Here is a 21,340-nt window from a genome sequence, read left to right on the forward strand (position 1 = left end):
ACTTGCATGTATTAGGCACGCCGCCAGCGTTCGTCCTGAGCCAAGATCAAACTCTCCGATAAAGTTGAGTTTGCTTACTCAATAACTTGACTAGCATTTCTTTCTTAATCCAGCTTCGGCTCCTTGACAGTCGCCTACGCTTTCTATTTAACATACTGGTTGTTTTGTTCAGTTTTCAAAGATCAAATGTTTGTTGTTCTTTAACGCGACAACTTTTATAGTATAACAGGTTGTTTCGCGGAAGTCAACGACTTTTTTATATTTTTAAAATTTGTTTACGCCATCTCGCGGCGACATAAATAATAATATCATTTAACTTCGTGGAAGTCAATGGTTTTTTCTGAAATAAATTAAAAGTTATTCCCCAATAGGCTTGACCTTGTTGAGGGATTACCAATATATCACGATTATCCAATTGATTCAATGCTATTATCCATTCCAAATTAATCCATCCAAACCTCTTCCTTTATATAGATTCTATATACCACTTCTTACAAAAGACAAAACATTAAACACTTGATTCGTTATAAGAGGATGTTCAACTATGATAAATATTTTGAAGATCCACCTTCTTCGAATTAAGAAACTTCACTCCTCCTCTTTCTAGTAATTGTTTCTGTGTTTCTAACCCTTCACCAGATAAACTAATCTCTCCTTTCTTATTTATAACTCTATGCCATGGAAGATTATATTTTTTGCTCATTGCATGCAAAATCCTTGAAACCTGCCTTGCACCATTAGGATTTCCTGCCATGTGCGCTATTTGTCCATAGGTCATTACTTTCCCCTTTGGGATATCAAGGATAATTTGAAGAACTGCTTCCGTGAATGGAGTCAACTTAATTCTCCTTTCTGTTTTAATTATCTTTCCTTTTCATAACAATTTACTATTCGATACATTTTACCATAATAGATTAACGACATCGGACTTTAACACAGCCTAAATAAAAAGCCTCTTCCCATTTGGTCCAACTTTAATTTAAAAAGGATATACAGCTAAAATTATGGGATGTTAATACTTAACGGGAGGTGAAAGTAATGAGCATGTACGAAATTTTAATTAGAATCTTATTAACCTTTATTGTTTTGTTAACATTGACAAGGATGATGGGAAGAAAAGAGTTGAGCCAAATGACATTCTTTAACTTTGTGTCCGGGATTGCTATTGGCTCAATTGGGGCAAATCTTGTTGTAAATCAAAACTTAAGTATCAGAAATGGGATATTGGCCCTAGCTGGTTGGAGTATTCTAACTGTTATTATGGGCTTTATTGATATCAAATCGATAACAGGAAGAAAAGTCATATCAGGTCAGCCTGTCATTCTTATTAAAGATGGACAAATTATGGAGCATGAGATGAGGAAGGCAAGGTTAGACATTAATAAATTAAATGCTATGTTACGTGAAAAGAAAGTTTTTTCTGTTGCGGACGTTGATTACGCCATATTTGAAACGAATGGCAAATTATCAGTTATGAAGAAAGAACCGAAGCAAACAGCAACAAAAGCAGACACCTTTACGGCACCCACTATGGAAAGTAAATTTCCAATACCTACAGAGGTTGTCTCTGATGGTATGATAAATATGAAAAATTTACAGGAGTTAAACTTGAGTGAAGACTGGTTAAAACAAGAATTATCGAAAGCAGGAATAGACGATATTTTAGAGGTATTTTACGCCGAAGTACAAAAGGATGGTTCCTTGTATATTGATACAAAAAACGATGTAGTGCATTAGGAAAAATCGATTAGCACCAAGCATCTAAAATTTATCCTTTAAGAACGTGTTCCTCATTAACAGAAAGAAGTGATGACCCTAACTCATCACTTCTCTTACCTTATCCGCTAATTCTTGTCCTGATATAGAAGCAGCTCCCCCACCCTGGGCAAGAACATCATTCCCGCCACCTTTTCCATCAATTAGAGGTAGAATCGATTGAATGAACTGTTTCATACTTTCACTACGTAGTTTTCCACGTATACAAACTAGCTGTAATTTATCTTCATTTTCACTAATAAGAACAATAATTGATGTTTCTGTCTCTGCCGTCATCTGTTGAGCAAGTTTTTGGAGCTCCTTGATCGAACGGTTACGAAAAACATAAACAAGCTTCTCTTTATCTGTTGCTTTATGTACCAAATCATTGGCTTCATATTCGAGTAATTTTGCTTTTAACTCATCCATTGTCTTGTCCAATTGTTTCCGCGATTTTAATAGCTGTTCCGACGTTTCAGGTAATTGTGGTTCAGGTGTGTTTAAAAGTTGACTAAGTTCACGGATGACTCCATGCTTCTGACCAAATTGTTCCCGTACTCTACCACCACAAATAAATGAAATTCGAACATGATGTCGTTGTTTTTCCCATCCCAACAATTTGATTATAACTACCTGACCAGTTGAATTTGGATGTGTTCCTCCACAGCCATTATAATCAAGTTCCGGGATAATAACTAAACGTATATTTTCTTTAACAGATAACTGTTTTCTAAGACGATATTGTTTAAGTTCCTCTTCTTTTACCCATTTCGTCTCGATTGGACGGTTTTCCAGAATGACTTGATTTGCAAAATCCTCCACTATTTCTAACTGTTCATCATTTACAACTTCCGCATTCAAATCTATCGTACAAATCTCTTTACCAAGATGAAAGCTAACGGTTTTTAAATCAAAAAGCTCTTCAAAGCTAGCAGATAATATATGTTGACCAGCATGCTGTTGCATATGATCGAAGCGGTGATCCCAGTCAATTTCACCATCGACTTTCTCCGGGTCTGATAACGGTTTTTCAAGATAATGTCTCACCTCTCCATCGATATCTTCAACATTCACAACTGGTGTACCTTGTATGACCCCTATATCATGCGGCTGACCTCCACCAGTTGGATAAAAGGCAGTTTGATCTAAAACAACGTACAGACCACCCAAATCCAATTCCTGCTTTTTAACTTTTGCTGAAAATGATTGTAAATAGGGGTCATCATAAAATAATTTTTTTGTCACGACTATCACTCCAACTATTCTCTATTCGTTTACACTATATACTAATTCTAACACTTCTTGTCATCCTGCTATACTAGGTTCTTAGAATAATACCATGTCCCTTACGCATTTATCTTTTATTGTCCATTATAGCTTTTTGCAATTAACTTTTGTTGTACTTTTTAGTTCTAAAGTCCTTGAATCATTTTATGATAAAATTTAAATCAAGAAGAAAAAATATTATTTGTCGATGACCAAGATAAAAATTTAACACAAGCAAAACTAATTGACTGGGACACACTAAGGGCTGATTAGAAACAAGCTTGAACAGAAAAAGTACTACCAATACTATTAAAAGAAGAAAGAGTGATTGGAATGGAATTTAATAAAAGAGTAGTAATAGTGACCGGGAGCTCCAATGGAATCGGAAAAGGTATTGCAGAAGCTTATGCAAGTGAAGGAGCATATGTTGTTGTTGCTGATATTGATGAAGTAGCTGGACAGAATACTGTGGAAGTAATAAAGAATAATAACGGAAATGCAAGCTATGTTCGAACAGACCTCCGAAACCCTGTTAATATTGTCGATTTGATGAACAAAACTATCGAATTATACGGAAAAATCGATATCCTAATTAACAATGCGGGTGTCTCTAGATTTAAACCGCTTTATGATTTATCTGTCGAAGAATGGGACGATGTCATAAACATTAACTTAAGAGGGACATTTCTATGTGCAAGAGAAGCTGCTAAATACATAAGAAAGAATCAACATGGTGGGGCCATTGTGAACATTGCCTCCACACGTGCTTTTATGTCTGAAGAACAATCAGAAGCATATGCTGCGACAAAGGGCGGCATTGTCGCCTTGACCCATGCCCTTTCGATTTCTTTGCAGAATGACTTCATTACAGTAAATTCGATCAGTCCCGGCTGGATAGCAACTGGTGATTACAGTAAATTAAGAGAAATCGATCACAACCAGCACCCATCTAAACGGGTAGGAAAACCAGAAGACATCGCTCGTGCTTGCATTTTCCTCACAAACCCAAGGAATGATTTTATTACAGGTGAAAACCTCATTATAGACGGTGGAATGACCCGAAAAATGATTTATTAGGAAGAGTACTTTCCGATTGATTGTTGCTTTTTTACAACTAAGCCTAATTGAATAAAGCTATCATGCGTAAGCGCAACAATATTCTATACTTTTAAAATAGCCCTCCTCAATAAAGAGGGCTATTTCTAAAATTCGATCACGTATTTTATGGAAACAATTAATGAGCTTTTTCAAACGCTAACCGGATGCCAAAACCAATTAATACAACTCCGGTAAGTCCTTCAATTGCTCTTTGTGTAGAAGCTTTACGCATAAAAAGGTACAATTTATTAATTAAAACGACATATACAAAATACCAAATAGCCGCTAACACCGAATAAGTAACACCTAAGAAGATAAACTGTGGAATAACCGTATGACTTGGATCAACAAACTGAGGTAAAAAAGTTAGAAAGAAAACAGCTATTTTTGGATTTAATAAGTTAGTGAAAAATCCTTGTCGAAAACAATGAACATTCATTTTTTTCTGTTCATCAAAATTACTAGTGGATTCAAATCCCTGCTTTTGTGTTAAAGACCATAATGCCTTAATCCCTAAATAAACCAGATAAACAGCACCAATATATTTAATAACAGAAAAGATTAAAGCAGACTTGACAATAATAGCTGAAATACCAACGACAGCAGCAAGAGTATGTATCAAAATAGCGGTTATCGTTCCAGAGCTTGTTTTCAACCCCTCTATTCTTCCATACATAATGGTATTTTTTGTGGCTATTGCTGTATCAGGTCCTGGCAATAATACTAGTAATATAGACATGAATACAAACAAATAATAATTCTCCATGTCTTCCACCTCTTTCTCGTTGTTTTTATACTAATCGATTTAACTTTCATACTAAAGCTTCGCCTATTTTTCATATCTACTGATAAATCCCCTAAAAAAATGATAAATGTATATCTTCCGTTCTGATTTTTCATACTACTATTATAAAACGCTAGAAGGTAGGTGTGTAAAAATGGATTTACAACTAATTGAAGTTTACCTGCCAACTGAAATTTTACCTCAATTTTTCAAGAAAATAGAAGACTTTCCGATGATTTCACACTGGCATTCAAATGAGAAAAAAAACCAAGAACTCGTTCGGATTTTGGTCAAGAAAACTCAATCAGAGGAAATATTAAATTTTTTAGAACTACACGCCGAAAATAACGATGATATACACGCCCTTTTATACAATGTTCATACATATATTCCCCGATTGGAAGAAGATGAACAGCAGAAAAAAGAAGAAAATGATGAAGCAGCTATACTTCGAGCAAGTAGACAGGAATTATATTCGGTAGTTCGTACATCAAGCAAAATATCACATAGTTTTACATGGTTCTTATTTTTATCTGCAATCGTTGCAGGAGCAGGCATTGTCAAAAATAGTCCAGCAATTGTTATTGGAGCTATGGTTATTGCTCCATTAATTGGTCCATTTACATCCTTAGCGTTTGCATCTATATTAGGCGACTATAAACTGATGCGACAATCTGTCATTACTGCGTTATATGGTTTATCTGTTCCTATTTCCATTGCATTCTTATTTGGGTTATTTTTTGAACTACCGATAAATAGCACAGAATTCACAGCAAGAACACATATAGATTTCATGGATATTGCTGTTGCATTAGCAGCTGGTGCTGCAGGTGCACTTTCTTTTATAAAAAGGGTTTCAGAAGCATTAGTTGGTGTAATGGTGTCGGTAGCATTACTCCCACCAGCGATCGTATTAGGTATGATTCTTGGTTCTGGTGACCTATCAGCATCTATTACACCATTACTATTATTACTTGTTAACATTAGTTCGATTGTACTTTCTGCGATTTCAGTGTTTTGGATCAGCGGCATCAAACCTGTAGAGTGGACAGAAATACAGGCAGCCAATACCTCAAGAAAATATGCACTTCTATTTGTAAGTCTAATTGTTATCTTATTGTTTATCGTTATTTATTTTATTACGTTTTAATGAATAATAAAAACTATAGCTAAGTTGAAAGCTATAGTTTTTATTATTATACTTTTGTCTCATTAATGGAAGAGCTAGAAGACTTTGAATCTTGATATTCCCTTATATCATCCGATTCATTTTTTCCGGTAAAATAATCAATAAAAGCTTCAACGTAAAATGGATCGAACTGTGTTCCAGCACAAGCTTGTAATTCTTCCATTGCCTCGTAATACGATTTTGTTTTTTGATATGGTCTTTCCGTTGTCATCGCATCAAAAGAGTCGACCACACATAATATTCTTGCTAGTTTAGGAATTTCTTCTCCTATTAATCCATATGGGTAACCTTTTCCATCATATCGCTCATGGTGTAACTCTACTAGAGGGAGAATATCCTCGTATTTTTTAGAAGCAGCAACAATATCTCTCCCCCATGTGACATGCTTCTTTACCATTTCCCATTCATCTGATGTTAGCTTTCCTTTTTTATTTATAATGTCCCTAGGTACTTCAAGCTTACCAATGTCATGAATTAATGCACCTAACATTAAGACTTTCTTTTCATAATCATTTAAATCTAACTGTTTTCCGAATTCAACTGCATACCTAAACACGCGTTTGCTGTGGCGATACGTATAAATATCCCTTGCCAAAAACAACTTTAGTTGCTGTTCCATTTCTTCCATTGGTTGATCAATATCAATAGTACCAATTTCATTGCCGTAAATATGTGTATTATTTTTCCCCTGTGCCTTGGCATAATACATGGCTTGGTCAGCATGGCTCAAAAACTCCGAAGCAGTATGAATTTCACTGTTCCACTCCATAATTCCCGCAGAAAACGAAAGACAGCCGTAAGGTAAAAGCTCTACGCCTTCAAAATACGTATCGTTCACTTTTTTTCTTAAACAATCAATAAACGAAGATGCTTCTGACACAGTTGTATCAGGCATTAATATGACAAATTCTTCCCCACCATATCTCGCAACAATATAATCCTTGGGACTACACTCCTTTTCGAGTAAACTTCCAAAGAACGTTAACAAATGGTCACCCTGCAAGTGACCATTCCCATCATTATACTTTTTAAAATCGTCTATATCTATCATTGCTAGACTAAGAGAAGTCTTGTTTCGCTTGACTTCATCTAACGTTTCAGATAATAACTCTTTAAAATAACCGTGGTTTTTCAAGCCGGTCAGGTGATCAATATTAGCTTTGTTTGAAACTTCCTGATATAAATTAAAATGTTGTTTAAAAGTAAATGAAAGTAATATCGAAATCACCAAGAATAAAAATAGTCCAAAAAAAGGTTCCGCTTGTAGCATAAAGCCCAATATAATAGAAAGTAACAAAGTACTTATGTAGCTTTCTATCGTCCCCTTCAAAAAACCCTTGAGTGCATCAAGTAAACTAGTTCTTCCTAACACAAAGAAATATGTGCTAATTAGCAACACATTGATAATAAAATATACAGTTAGCGCTCCCGCATACGATAATAAATTGGATGGCTCTATCTCTCCTGTTACTCCCCCAAGATAAATATATGTATAATAAGCGCCAGTCATCATTATTGTATAAAGTGAGAAATTAAAGAAATGAGCCCACCAAGGGGTAGACCTTTGATAACAAAAATAGATTAAACTAGAATATAATAAAACCGTCAACGTAATTTCCAGGTTAAAAACAAATATACAAGCCAAATACACAGCTGAATCCATGGAAAGAGAATTTCCTTCTGGCGGAAGCTGTATTTTAAAATGGTTAAGCAAAAGTGTAGCCCCAATAATCACATAACCTAATACCCATTTGTCAAGTGAATGAAAGGAAATATCACCCAATTTAACAAACAAGATTACACCTATTATATGTATTAGGGTAAAATATATATGTTCATTTTTTATAGAGTATTTATTCTTCATATGTATCACTCTCTAAGTGAATATAGGGGAGACTTGCTCCCCCTTTATCTTAATAATTAATGAGTTACTTTAAATCCTGATGTTAAAGCTGAAACAAGGGAATAAATGATAAACGCATTAATTACTAAACCAGTAAGTTTAATACCAAATGTGGTACGCTCCGTTTTTTTCATTATACTTCACCTCCTTGCAAATTTCTAACTTTTGTACTTTCTTTTTCAGATTTTTTTCTATATAACATTTTATCTTGGATAAAAAGAAAGATACCAATGTTCATAATGACATCCCCTATACTAATTACTTGTGATTTGGGATATGGTGATGTGATTGGGATAATATCCCCGAGAAAAGCTAATTTGGTAGTTTCAGTTAGTATCATGTGTTTACCATACAAGCCATCTTTTAACGCTTGAATATACATCGGATCTAACACATTAGCGGCTTCCTCTGAAACGGGCATTCGTCCACCATTAACAATCATAACAATGAAGTTTAATAAAACTCCTAAAAAAATGATAGATATACCATACTGAAACCGATTCACCCAAAGAAAGATCAAACCTATGATATAAACAAAAATAAATAGATAATTGCTAATACTTCCTATAAACTCTATTGCATTCTGAAAATAAAAAACTGTAAACTGCAATATAAATATTACCGGGAATATCCAGCCCCATTTAAACAATTTCTTCTCAGCAAGCCACTTTAAATTCCCTTTTCGAAAAAAACCAACGATTAAAGACCAAATAATCCCATCAGCTACCATGATATTCCACCTAAGTTATATTTTTTAACAACAAGTGTTATGTTCATGTGTTTAATATAATTAAATCTACAAAAAATATCAAATTCGTCAAAATGGAATAATATTCCAAAACTAGGATAATAGAAGGAATAAACGTTCAAAAAAAATAGGAATGAAATGACATTCTCATTAACGTTTCGACACACATATACAATTAACGCAAAAACAGATGTTTGAATTTGTAATATTTATAGGTAAATTTAACCAATTTGAATTGATCGTTTTATAGAACACAAAAAAAAGGAATACTAGGATTCCATCAAAGGTAGTACGATATTAAAGGTTGTTCCAATCCCCTCCTCACTTTGAATACTAATATTTCCACCATGACTTTTTATAATATTAAAAGAAATAATTAATCCTAGTCCTGTTCCATCCTTTTTTGTCGTAAAGAACGGTTGACCAATTTTATTCATCACTTCCTTTGCTATTCCCGGTCCTTGATCCTTTATGGACATAACCGCAAAGTTGTTTTTCTTTGTCAGTCTAATTGTAATATCACCGTTTTCCATTACTTCAATCGCATTCTTTACAATGTTAATGATTACTTGCTTTACTTTTGTATCATCACAATCAATGATCAGCGAGTCATACTCGAAAATAGTTTTAATTTGAATGCTTTTCATTACTGCCTGAGAATCAAGCAAAATCTTAACATCTTGAATGATATCAATGAGATTATGTTTGTCTCTTTGTTCAGAATTTGGTTTAGCTAACAGTAATAATTCACTTGTAATTTGTTGTATCCGCTCAAGCTCTTGTTCTATCACTTGATTAAATTTATCATTCGTACTTTCCTCTTTCATTAGTTGGAAAAAGCCTTTAATTGTTGTTAGGGGGTTTCTAATTTCATGGCAAATACCAGCTGCAAATTGCCCAGCAAATGTTAATTGTTCTGACCGCAAGCGAATATTTGCTTCTTTTTTTTCTAAGTTAATTTGTTCCACAATGGAAGGAGAGGAGCTTGTTTGTTTTTGATAGAGGTTGGAAGGGACAATTGATTCATCCGTCATTAAGTATTCATGAACGGATAGCATTTTCATCATGAAAGAAGCTGAAATGTTCTTCCCGTCGTAAGCACACACAGAATATATTTGATATTTGTTAATGTAAGCATCACTATCATATTCGTAGTCTAATAATTTCTCAATATCTTTTGGCGTGACATGTCCCCATGTCCGAATGGAGCGACTTTTTTTGAGATGAGGCTCTGTAAAGACCTCTAAAACCTCCAAATCAGGTGCTCCCGTATCGGAATATGTATGATAAAAGTCATCTGCATTTACAAGTGTTAGATAAGTTAAAGCGGCTTTTGACACTTCCTTTTCACGAAGCCCCCCTAAAACCATTTCAATCTTTTCATCTGAATCTACAAAAATGACCTGATCGTTATTTTCAATACCTTCTACAATGTAATTAATCGCATTTTTTATATATTTTGTTACATCTTCATAAATATATAAAATATGTCCTCCATCAGAAAGACCATTTTGAGTGTTCAATTGAGACTCCTCTGTCTTGTCTTTTAGTGAAACCATTTTATCTAGCCCCTTCATTATTCGTCTTTTCGTAACAACCATGTAAATAAAATGAAATGATTCGATATTTTTTTGTTAAGTATAACAATTTTATATAACTTTTCAAGGCTTGTCTAAGTTTAGAGAATACGGAATGAACAAGCGGTATTTACCTTGTTTAAGAAGTCTTTTGTCTTTTTTGCTGACATTCTATTCTTTGGGTTGGCAGAAAAAATGAGGAATGATGTGAGATGAAAAAGTAGCAAATGAAAGAGTAGAAGGGCTGAATAAAACAGCCCTTTTTCATTTCCTTATAATTTTGTAACATTAGCTGCTTGTGGACCACGTTGACCTTCTTCTATGTCAAAAGAAACCTCTTGCCCCTCTTCTAATGTTTTAAATCCTTCTCCTTCAATAGCTGAGAAGTGAACAAATACATCGTCGCCACCTTCGCGTTCGATGAATCCAAATCCTTTCTCACTATTAAACCATTTTACTTTTCCTTGTTCCATAATTATGCCTCCTAATTCAACAACTAATTAAAATTGCTTGCAACCCTATATTATCCATAAACATTAGATTTATACATAATTTGAATTTATTTTTAACATAAAAGGAGCTGATTCCAGAGATAATACCATTGTTGTTATTTTTTGATAGGGCGATATACAAATAAAGCTATACACTAAAATTAGTTCGGTTAGGAGTTTGACATGCAATTTCACTGGAGGATTTTCAGTTACGTTCTAGGTTTACTTATCCTGTCTTTTGGCGTTACCTGTACTATAAAATCGACGATTGGAACAGGGGCTTGGGATGCATTAAATGTTGGTTTGTCAAAAATATTATTTACTGTTGGTACGTGGGTTATTATCGTAGGTATTATTCTAATCATTATAAACGCTACCATCTTAAAAGCAAAACCTGATTTTTATGCAATCATTACGATTCTTATTGTTGGACTAGGTGTTGATGGATGGTTGTACCTGTTACAGCCATTCACTCCACAAACGTTTGTAAGTAAATACGGAACGTTTATTATTGGTTTATTATTTTTAACGTTAGGAATATCGATTTATTTACAAGCCAAATTTGCCCCTGTTCCAATTGATAACCTGATGATTGCTATCCACAAACGTTTTGGTGTTCGGATGAGTATTGCAAAGACAATTGGTGAGCTACTAGCATTGACGTTTGCTATATTGTTTAAAGGTCCAATTGGAATTGGTACTATTTTGGTTACCATATTAATCGGACCACTGATCCACGTCATCCATCCAAGAATCGAAAAATTAGTTGATAAATTCCAGGAAGTATAACCAACACATTATTAATAAAATCTCCCCCTATTGTATCCATTGCGCAATCTCATAATAAATTGGTATTCCAATAATGAGATTTAATGGAAATGTAACACCTAACGCTAATCCCAAATAAATGGATGGATTCGCTTCTGGTACAGAAGTTTTTAATGCGGCAGGAGCAGCGATATAGGAAGCACTACCTGCCAAAACGCCCATTAATGTAGTTCCACCTAAGGATAGGCCTACGATATTACCAACAACTATACCTAGGCTTCCAAATAAAAGCGGCGTCAGTAAGCCAAATAGTAGTAATTTAACACCATACTTTTTAATTTCTGGTAGACGCTGTCCAGCAATTATGCCCATATTCAACAAGAACAATATAAGAACACTCTGATATAAATCAATAAATAGAGGTTTAACCATTGGCACAGCACGCTCTCCAAGTACTAGACCAATAAATAAACTTCCAATTAATAGCAAAATACTTTTACCAAATAAACTTTCTTTTAATACGTCCTTATCAATAAAACGCATAGATCCTGAAATAATCCCCAATCTTTGTGCTGGCACTACTGAAACTGTATTGTTTTTCTCAATAATCTTTAATAACAGTAGTGATACTAAGATTGCTGGGCTTTCCATTAAAACAACAAGAGCATTCATAAATCCTTCATAGAAAACTCCACTGTTTTCAAGAAAAGCGATTGCGGATCCATATGTGACGATACTGATTGATCCATACGTAGCTGCTAATCCAATCGCATTTTTTAAATCCATCTTTAAAAAACGTAAAATAAACAGTGTAATAAGCGGAATGATCCCACCTAGAAATAACGCACCTAACACAGGTCCAATCACTGAGTCAATCGAGTAGTGGGAAAATTCAATTCCACCCTTTATTCCAATCGCAATTAATAAATAAATACTTAAACCTTCACTTAAACCACTTGGAAATTTCAAATCTGATTTAACGATTGCTGCAATAATTCCTAAAACAAAAAACAGCACAACTGGGGATAACAAATTATCAAGTATAATTTCAGACATTTACAGTTCCTCCTTTATGAAACTAAAAAAACCGACAACGACAGAATTTTGTTGTCATCAGAGACAACAAATCTGCTCATTGTCGGTTTAACTTCAACGAACCATTTAAGTTTTTTGAAGCTCTCCCGTTATTTATTAGGCTCTGTTAAAGGTTAGTCTTGATAGTTAGTATGTTTTTGGTATCAAAAATTCAACACCGAACTTTAACACAGTCATTTATTCAAAGTGTTTCTCTAGATTATCCTTTAATCTAAATACCATTACTCGTTCACCTGTCTGTGTGCTGATATCACTAAAAAAGCTTTTCACTCTTACATCAGTTATATTAAAAATAATTTCCTTTAAATCATCGATTCCTGATTCTACCAAACTAGACCGATTCCTTTTTATCGACAACAATCCATCTTTGGTTTCACAAACAGAGTATTCAGCAGGAGTTAGCACACCCTGCAAAGAAACAATCACCATATCTCGTATTATATCTGTTTTTACGGATACTGATCCTCTACCAAGAAAGTCCTTCTCCCACTGCGTTAAAGACTTGCTGATTTCTGCTTCAACAGATCCTTTAGACTTCTCCATCGAAGATTCCCCCCTAAAAATAAAAGTCGGTATATCTCCACCTAGATAAGAAATATACCGACTTATTTTTATTCACGCTTCTCATTTTTTCCGTCACTTTTTCACGTAGTCAATCAATGAATGGTTAACTATGTGCTAAAGTCTTAGAAACAAGAAGATAAATAAATATCTACCGGATTTATTCATTTTATAATCTAGAAAGTATTATATCTTTCAGAAAACGACCTGTCAATAACAATATTTCCCACACACTTTCGTTCACTCTAACTATGGATACCCAATATTCCATGTACAAAGACTTGTAAACACCCCAACAAAAATAATGGTTAATGCCGATAGTAACAATGTTTCGGTAGAAAATAGCAATCCACCAATCCCAATAATGACAGCATCAATCATAAAAATAATAATACCCACATTAACATGAATTATTTTTGATAAAAGCTGCGCTAATAAATCAGTTCCGCCTGTGCTCGTATCATATCGTAGCATGATCCCAATACCTAATCCAATAAAAATTCCCCCAACTATAGAACTAGGGATCGATGCTAGTTTTAGACTTTCAATAAAAGGGTAATGAAGTGGAGCGAGATAATCAATGGCAAATGATGAAAAAAGCATGCCATGTAAACTATTATAAAAATAATTCCTATGATAAACCCATGCTAATATAAAAATAGGAATACTTAACCCAATAATAACCAAACCTGCTTGTACGCCTGTTAGGTACTTTATAATTAAACCAAGGCCAATAATACCACCATCTAGAAGCTTAAATGGAACTAAAAAAAAGTTAATACCTACGGACAACATTAAGCTACCTAGGATGATTGAGGTAATTTTTTTAGTGAGAAACATCCCAAATCATCTCCATTATTCTTTCGGATTTGGACATGTTTCATATATATGTTTGTAGTTAGACAACTTATACTGAATGAAACAAATTTTGTCATCCACGAAGTCAATTTTCTGAAATACTAAAGTGTTTTTTGCTATAATAAAAATATACTCATTATCAACACTATCCTTTAACAGAGTCATTGTTAAAGGATAAGTACAAGCATTCTTATCATATGTTCTAATAGAATAGGTGGCGATATATGAATACGTTATTAGATGGTACAAGCAACTTATTTTTACTCATTGCTATTTTATTAGTTATCGGTGTTATAACAACAAAATTTTCCTCACGTCTTGGTTTACCTTCTCTTGTTTTTTATATCATTGTCGGGATGATTCTTTCTCATTTTATTTATTATGATAATACCCATCTCACACAGTTATTTGGGATTCTAGCCTTAGTAGTTATTCTATTTGAAGGTGGAATGCAAAGTAATTGGAGACAGACAAGAAAGGTAATTAAACCCTCTTTGTCGTTAGCAACGTTAGGCGTTCTAGTAACTACTGTTGTTATTGGAATATGTGCTAAATACATACTTCAGGTTTCATGGCTGGAAGGATTTCTGTTTGGTGCAATTGTAGGTTCAACAGATGCTGCAGCTGTTTTTGCAGTAATTGGAACGAAAAACGTAAAACGAAAATTAGCTTCTACACTTGAGGCAGAATCAGGAACAAACGACCCGATGGCTGTATTTTTAACCATTTCTTTCATTGCATTAATCCAAAACCCAGCTACTAACCTAGTCGGGATAACATTAAGCTTTTTCTGGCAAATGGGAATTGGCTTGCTGTTAGGAATGGCCATGGGGAAGCTCACAGTTTGGAGTATCAATAAAATCAATCTTGACTCATCTGGGTTATACCCGATATTAGCTCTTGGTTTTGCAATTTTAACGTATAGTCTAACCTCTTTATTAAATGCCAGTGGCTTCTTAGCAGTATATGCAATGGCAGTATTGGTTGGCAATTCAGAATTAACTTTCCGGCATTCTATCTTTCGTTTTAACGAAGGGTTTGCATGGATGATGCAAATTCTTATGTTTATATTGCTGGGATTGCTAGTATTTCCGAATCAGCTTTTAAATATATTCTGGCAAGGAGTACTTTTATCACTCATTCTCATGTTAATCGCAAGACCAATAGGGGTTTTTCTCAGTACAATAAAAATGGGATTCAACCTGAACGAGAAAATCTTTATTTCAAGTGCTGGATTAAAAGGGGCTGTTCCGATTGTTCTGGCCACGTATCCAATGATCGCAGGAATAGAAAACAGCCAATTGCTTTTTAACGTAGTATTTTTCGTCGTATTAACATCGGCTCTTATCCAAGGGGCATCAATTACTCCCTTAGCTAATCTATTAAGGCTTTCAAATGGAGAAAAAATACAATCGCCTCACTCCCTTGAATTAGTTTCGATGGGGAAATCAGCTTCTGAAATACTAGAGATACAAGTGAAAGAAAACGCTGCTGTTATTGGTAAGTCATTATTCGAAATTAAATTGCCAAAGCATACATTGATTACTGCTATCATTAGAAACGAAAGTGTACTTACTCCTGGCGGTAAAACGCAGCTAAAACAAGGGGACATTTTATATGTTCTCGCTCCAAAATCAAAAAGGAAACAGGTACAGCATGTTTTCTTAGGCAATATTGAGGAAAGTAACTAGCGGGTGTCCCACAAGGTTGGGGCACCCGCTCAAATTTTTTCCAAAATCATGCATGTCTTATATATAAATGGGGTATAGCAAAGATGAAGGTTTCGTATGGTTAAAATCAACTGTTTTCAAATAAAAAGGAAGATATGCAACCTTATACACCTTGGTTAAGTAAGAATGGAGGTCGTAGTATTGACGGTTAAAAGAACCCCCGAAATATTATTTGAACATATTACCCAAGACAATGAAGTAATAAAAGAATTCAAACACCATTCATTGCGAGTGATGTACCTGTCAACAATACTTGCAAAACAAGTTGGACAATATGACGAAGATTTAAGAGTAGCGTCTTTACTTCATGACATTGGCAAAATGGGAATAACAAGTCAAATTCTTTTTAAAGAAGGTCGTCTTTCTAGCTTAGAAAAAACGATTATACAAAGTCATTCCCATGTTGGAAACCTTATTATTCGTAAAGAACTAGGAAAAACTAGGGCTGCAAAATTTGTTAGAGATCACCACGAAAACTGGGATGGGACTGGATATCCAAGAGGGATAACAGGGGAGGAAATTTCAATTCAAGGTAGAATCATTCGTATTTGCGATTCTTTTGATGTCATGACTTATGATACTAGGAATTACAAACAGACTACTATGACCTATGATAAAGCTTTTCAAGAATTAAAAGAGTGCTCTTGGCAGCAATTTGATGGCAATCTTGTTGAAGCCTTTATCACAGTGCTTTCAGAGATTGAACTACCTGATTCTTGGTACCATTCATTTGATGCCAATTTTATCGAAAGAATTTACTCTAAAATAGATAATGCTGATGACTTTCTTTAAACATTTCCCTTCCAAATAGAAATGAATTTGAAGAATTGTAATTATATAAATGAAAAACATCCACTTTTCTTATACTTCAGACTAAAAGAAGCAGGCTAAACGCCTGCTTCTTTTTTATAAATACTTCTTCGTAACTTTATTGCCATCATACGTAAATAGCACATTTCTATCTTCAACGACTGTTTCGATATGAACTCTTCTATCCCATAGTTGATGAATATATGGTAGCGTTTTTTCTAAATAAGTGAGATCAAGCTCAACACCTTCATAATGGTGCTTTAAATACAACTCCCCATTATGATAATAGTCACCATTTTGAACAGTAATATAAGGGAACCCTCCATTTAAGCGCATCGTTATCAGTTGATCCCTTACATTTTCCCAGTTCTTATCGGTAACTTTGTATTCATTCCCTTGCTTTTGAAATAAATATAAATCCTCTCGATCAACAAATTCTTTCGTTAAATAGTTTCGAAGGAAACTGATATCTGATTCTATTTCACGTACTTCAAAAATCTTCTCTCGTCCAGATCCTGGTTCAACCCCCATTTGCTGCATTTCTTCTGTTGGATTATTAAACCGTTCTTCAATATCCTCAAACATTTTTACACCTAAATAGTATGGATTAATTTGTGTTTTTGATGGCTGTACTACACCAGCATTTAATGTCGCAAACTCGACTGATTCATCTGATGTTAAATCCATCTCACGTAATATTCGTTGATGCCAATAAGAAGCCCAGCCTTCGTTCATGATTTTCGTTTCTAATTGAGGCCAGAAATATAACATCTCTTCACGCATCATCGTTAAGATATCCCGTTGCCAATTTTCTAATGCTCGACTATGCTCCTCAATGAAAAGTAACAAATCCTTTTCGGGTCTAGGTGGAAATGCCTTCTTCTTCCGCTTTCGTGTCGGGTTAATTTCTTTTTGAGGTTCATCTAAGCGCCATAAATCGTCATATGGTGTTGCTCTAGGAGGTTTTTCATCTTCTTCCTCCTCCTCTTCTTCCTCTACGCTCCACTCAAGCTTTGGTCTTACTAACGAAGGATCAATATGCTCTTGGATAGCAAGTACTGCATCTAAGAAAGACTCTACTTCTTCAATTCCATATTCTTTCTCATATGCTGCTATTCGTTCAGCTGTAGCTGACATACTTTCAACCATATCGCGATTCGTATTCTGAAATCGCATATTGTTTTTGAAAAAATCACAATGTGCCAACACGTGGGCAACAATTAATTTGTTTTGGATTAGGCTATTCGAATTTAACAGGAAAGCATAACAAGGGTTGGAATTAATCACAAGTTCATAAATTTTACTAAGCCCTAAATCATATTGAAGCTTCATTCGATGAAATTGCTTTCCAAAACTCCAATGAGAAAAACGTGTCGGCATTCCATATGCGCCAAAGGTATAGATGATTTCAGGAGGACAAACTTCATAGCGCATTGGGTAAAAATCAAGTCCAAAGCCTTCTGCAATTTCAGTTATTTCAGAAATGGCCCTTTCCAATTGCTTTTGATAATCTTGCTTCAACATCGATCTCCCCTTTTGCTGTATTACAATAATATATGATTTGTACAAGGGGATGATGAAGGAAAAGCATGATTATTTAAAATTAATAGAGTGTAACCGAAAATATTTTTTTAAAATATCGCCAAAACATATGATAAAGCACTTCTTTTTTTAAAAAAAGTGTGATGGTAGGAATTCCTATCATCACACCTTAAAAAATCTTCACGATAAAATTAACGACTTTTTACTAGTAGATTAACAGCTTCTTTTACGAACTCCTCTGAATCTTCCCCTTGTTCTTCTGCCTTTTTAACACATGCAACAAGATTAGAGCTAACTACAACGCCAATGGTTCGATCCATTGCAGTTCTGACAGCCGACATCTGCGTTATAACATCCTTGCAGTCACTGCCTTCCTCCATCATTTTAAGAATTCCTCTCAGTTGACCTTCCATTCGCTTCACTCTGTTTTTCATTTGTGCATCGTATTCCATGGTTATATTTCACCCCATTCTAGGCAATTTGATTCGATTTCTTTTTACATTTACAATTCGTTAAAGTATAGCTAATAACTTTAAAACCTTTGTTACGTAAGAAGCGTATAGCAAGATTTTTTTCCATTTTATCTGCTGCAATCACATGAACCTCTTTTGAAGGAATTTCATGATGATATCTTCTTAAATAAGCAATTGGCATCACGATTGAACCATCTACTTCTTGCTTTGATGACGTGTTATAATCTCGAATGTCTAGCTTTGTCTTCGTTTTCTCTAGCTGATCACTACTAATATCTATGCAAGGAATTCCTTTGATCGGAAAATACCTTAAATACATCACATACAAAATTACACTTAGTATAAAAAGGATAATGAATGTAGTCATTGCTCTTTCCTCCTCGTGGATATGGCTGAATGCAGCAACAAACCCACCTTTTTCCCAAATCATTTCAATATAAAGAAATACTTATAACCAAAACAATCTTATGCTCTACAAGGTCAAAATGTCAATCTTTAAACTCGATTACTCAATATGCGGTGCAGGGATTGCTTAATTGTTCTTATACTTATTTACTGAAAGTTTTATACTAAGTGTAAAAAAGGGCATTAAATTGCTTTGCAATTTAAGCCCATTCACCTCTACATTTATTGTTTATTTACTTCTTCCCAATAATAAACGAGTGTTTCCATTCCTTTCTCAAAGTTTTCAATTGGAAAGCTTTCATTAGGGGAATGAAGCCTATCCTCCGGTGTCCCAAAGCCTAATAACACAACAGGGATGTCATAAATCGAATCAATCCACTCAACGACCGGAATCGATCCACCCATTCGAACATATACCACTTCTTTGCCAAAGGCCTTTTCATAACTAGTTGCTGCCTTTTCAATTAATGGATGGTTCGGATCAACCTTATACGCTTTTGCTGAAAGCGGTTCGCGTTTAACCTTAAGCCTTACCCCTGCTGGAACATGCTTTTCTAAATGATCGACAAGTAATTGTTGAATATGATCTGGTTCCTGATTCGGTACTAACCGGCACGTTAATTTTGCAGTTGCTGAGGAAGGAATAATCGTTTTTGTTCCTTCGCCCTGATAGCCACCAAACATTCCGTTGATTTCAAGTGTTGGTCGTGCCATCGTATGCTCTTTCGCTGTATATCCTTTCTCAGAAACAGTTTGAGTTACACCTGTTGATTGTACAAAATCCTCGCTAGGAACATCTTTAATTAATTGACGCTCTTCCTCCGTTATATCTTCTACGCTATCGTAAAAACCTTCTACTTGAACTACCTCATCCATATCCTTCATTGTCGATAATAAATGAGACATTGCCATAATCGGGTTTCTAATTGCACCACCATACATGCCAGAGTGAAGGTCATTTTCTGGACCTGTTAACGTGAATTCTAAACCTGTAAAGCCTTTTAAGCCATATAGAATCGTTGGTTGGCCGGTATCAACCATTCCAGAGTCAGAGATAACAGCAAAGTCAGCAGCAAACTGTTCTTTCTTTTGTTGTAAAAGATCGTACAAGTTTTCACTACCAATTTCTTCTTCCCCTTCAATACATACCTTTACATTTATTGGAAGATTTCCTTCTGTTTTCAAAAATGCTTCAAATACTGCTAAGTGCATAAAAACTTGACCTTTATCATCACTTGCACCACGTGCGTAAAGTCGACCATACCGTATTTCGGGCTTAAACGGATCACTCTCCCATAATTCTAATGGATCAGCTGGTTGAACATCATAATGGCCATAAAAAAGTGCTGTTGGTGCATCACTTCCCGCTCCTAACCACTCTCCATATACGAGTGGATGCCCTTTTGTTTTGATTACTTCGACACTGTTAAAACCAATCTCATTTAAATAGGCAGCTACAAATTTTCCAGCCTTATCAACATCTTCTTTATGTACGCTATCTGTACTCACACTAGGAATGGAGAGAAATTCATTTAATTTTTCTTGTAATCGTTCATTGTTTTCTTGAAGGTAGTTTAATGGTTTGCTTGTCACGTTTTTCACTTCCTTTTTATTTACTTTTTCTACGTTATTGGATTATTGAAACAGGAATGACAGAGTAACCAATACGATCATGGATATTCCACCCGACGCTAATATTCGTACTCGAGAAAAGGTATCCCATCTAGTTAGCTTAAATACTAACATGATAATGAGTGTGAACCATAAAATAATAATCGATAAGAGGAATACAGATAAAATAACACCGTGAATTAGACTAGTATAAAAAAACAGTGCCAGTAATGATGCAACGATGATCGCTATAAAGTAATCACGGAATGTTGGATTAATTTGCTCACTTTCCTTCTGGTTTTTCTTTATATTTAATAATGGTACGACAAACATTGGTAAAACAGCCCCAAACGGGATTCCAGTTGTTAGTCGAAGAAAGTTATTTGTCTCACGCCAATCCAAATAAGACGTTATGCCATCAAAAGCCATCGGGAACATGAATAGCAGTAACGATAGACTAACAAATCTATTCGGTATCATGTTAGCCTTATGTTTTTTCATGAGAAAAAGAATAATTATCGAACTAAAAATACCGAGGTAAATGCCGGTATCTCTAATACAGACTGGCATTTGAACACCGTTAATGATAAACGACCGCTCTGGAATTTGGTGACAAATGGCACGCCCGAGAAAGTGCATCCATCCTATTTGCTCCATCTTTACCTTTCTCCAATCT

General features: G+C 34.8%; 22 protein-coding genes and 1 rRNA gene. 6 read left to right on the forward strand and 17 right to left on the reverse strand.

Annotation, left to right across the window (positions count from 1 at the left end; all coding sequences use genetic code 11):
- From JOC48_RS10130 to JOC48_RS10140, 3 genes are all read right to left on the reverse strand, one after another.
- Positions 1-62: ribosomal RNA gene (locus JOC48_RS10130) — 16S ribosomal RNA — on the reverse strand; the annotation flags it as partial.
- A 194-nt stretch (positions 63-256) separates the two neighbouring features.
- The gene (locus JOC48_RS10135; protein WP_204499336.1) at positions 257-442 is read right to left on the reverse strand and encodes a hypothetical protein; all 186 of its coding nucleotides are present in this window, start codon (positions 440-442) and stop codon (positions 257-259) included.
- Between the two features lie 96 nt (positions 443-538).
- On the reverse strand, positions 539-838 hold the full coding sequence (locus JOC48_RS10140; protein ID WP_204499338.1) for an MGMT family protein: 300 nt from the start codon (positions 836-838) through the stop codon (positions 539-541).
- 200 nt (positions 839-1,038) lie between these two features.
- Between JOC48_RS10140 and JOC48_RS10145 the strand changes: the two genes are divergently transcribed.
- On the forward strand, positions 1,039-1,737 hold the full coding sequence (locus JOC48_RS10145; RefSeq protein WP_204499340.1) for a DUF421 domain-containing protein: 699 nt from the start codon (positions 1,039-1,041) through the stop codon (positions 1,735-1,737).
- A gap of 78 nt (positions 1,738-1,815) precedes the next feature.
- Here the strand turns inward: JOC48_RS10145 and JOC48_RS10150 are convergent, their stop codons facing one another.
- On the reverse strand, positions 1,816-3,000 hold the full coding sequence (locus tag JOC48_RS10150; RefSeq protein ID WP_204499342.1) for a DHHA1 domain-containing protein: 1,185 nt from the start codon (positions 2,998-3,000) through the stop codon (positions 1,816-1,818).
- A 354-nt stretch (positions 3,001-3,354) separates the two neighbouring features.
- Between JOC48_RS10150 and JOC48_RS10155 the strand changes: the two genes are divergently transcribed.
- The gene (locus JOC48_RS10155; RefSeq protein ID WP_204499344.1) at positions 3,355-4,098 is read left to right on the forward strand and encodes a glucose 1-dehydrogenase; all 744 of its coding nucleotides are present in this window, start codon (positions 3,355-3,357) and stop codon (positions 4,096-4,098) included.
- Between the two features lie 157 nt (positions 4,099-4,255).
- Here JOC48_RS10155 and JOC48_RS10160 read toward each other — a convergent pair whose 3' ends face one another.
- Positions 4,256-4,885 (reverse strand): LysE family translocator, encoded by a 630-nt coding sequence (locus JOC48_RS10160; RefSeq protein WP_204499346.1) that lies wholly within the window; start codon positions 4,883-4,885, stop codon positions 4,256-4,258.
- Positions 4,886-5,057: 172 nt separating this feature from the next.
- Between JOC48_RS10160 and JOC48_RS10165 the strand changes: the two genes are divergently transcribed.
- Entirely contained in the window at positions 5,058-6,053 is a 996-nt protein-coding gene (locus JOC48_RS10165; protein WP_204499348.1) for a TIGR00341 family protein, read from the forward strand.
- 46 nt (positions 6,054-6,099) lie between these two features.
- Here the strand turns inward: JOC48_RS10165 and JOC48_RS10170 are convergent, their stop codons facing one another.
- The 4 genes from JOC48_RS10170 to cspD all read right to left on the reverse strand — a co-directional run bounded on the left by JOC48_RS10170 (position 6,100) and on the right by cspD (position 10,793).
- A complete protein-coding gene (locus JOC48_RS10170; RefSeq protein ID WP_204499350.1) occupies positions 6,100-7,956 on the reverse strand; it encodes a bifunctional diguanylate cyclase/phosphohydrolase in 1,857 nt (618 codons plus the stop codon).
- A 172-nt stretch (positions 7,957-8,128) separates the two neighbouring features.
- A complete protein-coding gene (locus JOC48_RS10175; RefSeq protein WP_204499352.1) occupies positions 8,129-8,725 on the reverse strand; it encodes a DUF5317 domain-containing protein in 597 nt (198 codons plus the stop codon).
- A gap of 287 nt (positions 8,726-9,012) precedes the next feature.
- A complete protein-coding gene (locus JOC48_RS10180; RefSeq protein ID WP_204499355.1) occupies positions 9,013-10,344 on the reverse strand; it encodes an ATP-binding protein in 1,332 nt (443 codons plus the stop codon).
- 248 nt (positions 10,345-10,592) lie between these two features.
- The gene (gene cspD / locus JOC48_RS10185; RefSeq protein WP_204499357.1) at positions 10,593-10,793 is read right to left on the reverse strand and encodes a cold-shock protein CspD; all 201 of its coding nucleotides are present in this window, start codon (positions 10,791-10,793) and stop codon (positions 10,593-10,595) included.
- 201 nt (positions 10,794-10,994) lie between these two features.
- Between cspD and JOC48_RS10190 the strand changes: the two genes are divergently transcribed.
- A complete protein-coding gene (locus JOC48_RS10190; protein ID WP_204499360.1) occupies positions 10,995-11,600 on the forward strand; it encodes a YczE/YyaS/YitT family protein in 606 nt (201 codons plus the stop codon).
- Between the two features lie 27 nt (positions 11,601-11,627).
- Here JOC48_RS10190 and JOC48_RS10195 read toward each other — a convergent pair whose 3' ends face one another.
- The 3 genes from JOC48_RS10195 to JOC48_RS10205 form a co-directional block, all read right to left on the reverse strand.
- Entirely contained in the window at positions 11,628-12,635 is a 1,008-nt protein-coding gene (locus JOC48_RS10195; protein WP_204499362.1) for a sodium-dependent bicarbonate transport family permease, read from the reverse strand.
- A gap of 216 nt (positions 12,636-12,851) precedes the next feature.
- Positions 12,852-13,217: a Na-translocating system protein MpsC family protein gene (locus JOC48_RS10200; RefSeq protein ID WP_204499364.1), complete on the reverse strand. Its 366-nt coding sequence runs from the start codon at positions 13,215-13,217 to the stop codon at positions 12,852-12,854.
- Between the two features lie 267 nt (positions 13,218-13,484).
- On the reverse strand, positions 13,485-14,075 hold the full coding sequence (locus JOC48_RS10205) for a YitT family protein (protein ID WP_204499366.1): 591 nt from the start codon (positions 14,073-14,075) through the stop codon (positions 13,485-13,487).
- Positions 14,076-14,317: 242 nt separating this feature from the next.
- On the opposite strand from JOC48_RS10205, the gene JOC48_RS10210 reads away from it, so the two are divergent.
- Positions 14,318-15,784, forward strand: coding sequence for a potassium/proton antiporter (locus tag JOC48_RS10210; RefSeq protein WP_204499369.1), 1,467 nt, complete (start codon positions 14,318-14,320; stop codon positions 15,782-15,784).
- 180 nt (positions 15,785-15,964) lie between these two features.
- Positions 15,965-16,615, forward strand: a complete 651-nt coding sequence (locus JOC48_RS10215) for an HD-GYP domain-containing protein (RefSeq protein ID WP_239584297.1) — start codon at positions 15,965-15,967, stop codon at positions 16,613-16,615.
- Between the two features lie 114 nt (positions 16,616-16,729).
- Here JOC48_RS10215 and JOC48_RS10220 read toward each other — a convergent pair whose 3' ends face one another.
- The 5 genes from JOC48_RS10220 to JOC48_RS10240 all read right to left on the reverse strand — a co-directional run bounded on the left by JOC48_RS10220 (position 16,730) and on the right by JOC48_RS10240 (position 21,321).
- On the reverse strand, positions 16,730-18,154 hold the full coding sequence (locus JOC48_RS10220) for a SpoVR family protein (protein WP_204499374.1): 1,425 nt from the start codon (positions 18,152-18,154) through the stop codon (positions 16,730-16,732).
- Positions 18,155-18,366: 212 nt separating this feature from the next.
- Complete coding sequence (locus JOC48_RS10225) at positions 18,367-18,627, reverse strand: metal-sensitive transcriptional regulator (protein ID WP_204499376.1); 261 nt, start codon at positions 18,625-18,627, stop codon at positions 18,367-18,369.
- Between the two features lie 19 nt (positions 18,628-18,646).
- Positions 18,647-19,015, reverse strand: coding sequence for a rhodanese-like domain-containing protein (locus tag JOC48_RS10230; RefSeq protein WP_204499378.1), 369 nt, complete (start codon positions 19,013-19,015; stop codon positions 18,647-18,649).
- Between the two features lie 260 nt (positions 19,016-19,275).
- A complete protein-coding gene (locus JOC48_RS10235; RefSeq protein ID WP_204499380.1) occupies positions 19,276-20,646 on the reverse strand; it encodes a dipeptidase in 1,371 nt (456 codons plus the stop codon).
- Positions 20,647-20,688: 42 nt separating this feature from the next.
- Complete coding sequence (locus JOC48_RS10240) at positions 20,689-21,321, reverse strand: DUF2085 domain-containing protein (protein ID WP_204499382.1); 633 nt, start codon at positions 21,319-21,321, stop codon at positions 20,689-20,691.
- Between the last annotated feature and the right edge of the window lie 19 nt (positions 21,322-21,340).

It is taken from the genome of Aquibacillus albus, assembly GCF_016908325.1.
GTDB lineage: Bacteria > Bacillota > Bacilli > Bacillales > Amphibacillaceae > Aquibacillus_A > Aquibacillus_A albus.

Bases quoted from the DNA above. Each gene is read 5' to 3' on its own strand.
- JOC48_RS10145 (WP_204499340.1), top strand. From the start codon at position 1,039: ATGAGCATGTACGAAATTTTAATTAGAATCTTATTAACCTTTATTGTT.
- JOC48_RS10155 (WP_204499344.1), top strand. From the start codon at position 3,355: ATGGAATTTAATAAAAGAGTAGTAATAGTGACCGGGAGCTCCAATGGA.
- JOC48_RS10160 (WP_204499346.1), bottom strand. From the start codon at position 4,885: ATGGAGAATTATTATTTGTTTGTATTCATGTCTATATTACTAGTATTA.
- JOC48_RS10165 (WP_204499348.1), top strand. From the start codon at position 5,058: ATGGATTTACAACTAATTGAAGTTTACCTGCCAACTGAAATTTTACCT.
- JOC48_RS10170 (WP_204499350.1), bottom strand. From the start codon at position 7,956: ATGAAGAATAAATACTCTATAAAAAATGAACATATATATTTTACCCTA.
- JOC48_RS10175 (WP_204499352.1), bottom strand. From the start codon at position 8,725: ATGGTAGCTGATGGGATTATTTGGTCTTTAATCGTTGGTTTTTTTCGA.
- JOC48_RS10180 (WP_204499355.1), bottom strand. From the start codon at position 10,344: ATGGTTGTTACGAAAAGACGAATAATGAAGGGGCTAGATAAAATGGTT.
- cspD (WP_204499357.1), bottom strand. From the start codon at position 10,793: ATGGAACAAGGAAAAGTAAAATGGTTTAATAGTGAGAAAGGATTTGGA.
- JOC48_RS10190 (WP_204499360.1), top strand. From the start codon at position 10,995: ATGCAATTTCACTGGAGGATTTTCAGTTACGTTCTAGGTTTACTTATC.
- JOC48_RS10195 (WP_204499362.1), bottom strand. From the start codon at position 12,635: ATGTCTGAAATTATACTTGATAATTTGTTATCCCCAGTTGTGCTGTTT.
- JOC48_RS10200 (WP_204499364.1), bottom strand. From the start codon at position 13,217: ATGGAGAAGTCTAAAGGATCTGTTGAAGCAGAAATCAGCAAGTCTTTA.
- JOC48_RS10205 (WP_204499366.1), bottom strand. From the start codon at position 14,075: ATGTTTCTCACTAAAAAAATTACCTCAATCATCCTAGGTAGCTTAATG.
- JOC48_RS10210 (WP_204499369.1), top strand. From the start codon at position 14,318: ATGAATACGTTATTAGATGGTACAAGCAACTTATTTTTACTCATTGCT.
- JOC48_RS10225 (WP_204499376.1), bottom strand. From the start codon at position 18,627: ATGGAATACGATGCACAAATGAAAAACAGAGTGAAGCGAATGGAAGGT.
- JOC48_RS10230 (WP_204499378.1), bottom strand. From the start codon at position 19,015: ATGACTACATTCATTATCCTTTTTATACTAAGTGTAATTTTGTATGTG.
- JOC48_RS10240 (WP_204499382.1), bottom strand. From the start codon at position 21,321: ATGGAGCAAATAGGATGGATGCACTTTCTCGGGCGTGCCATTTGTCAC.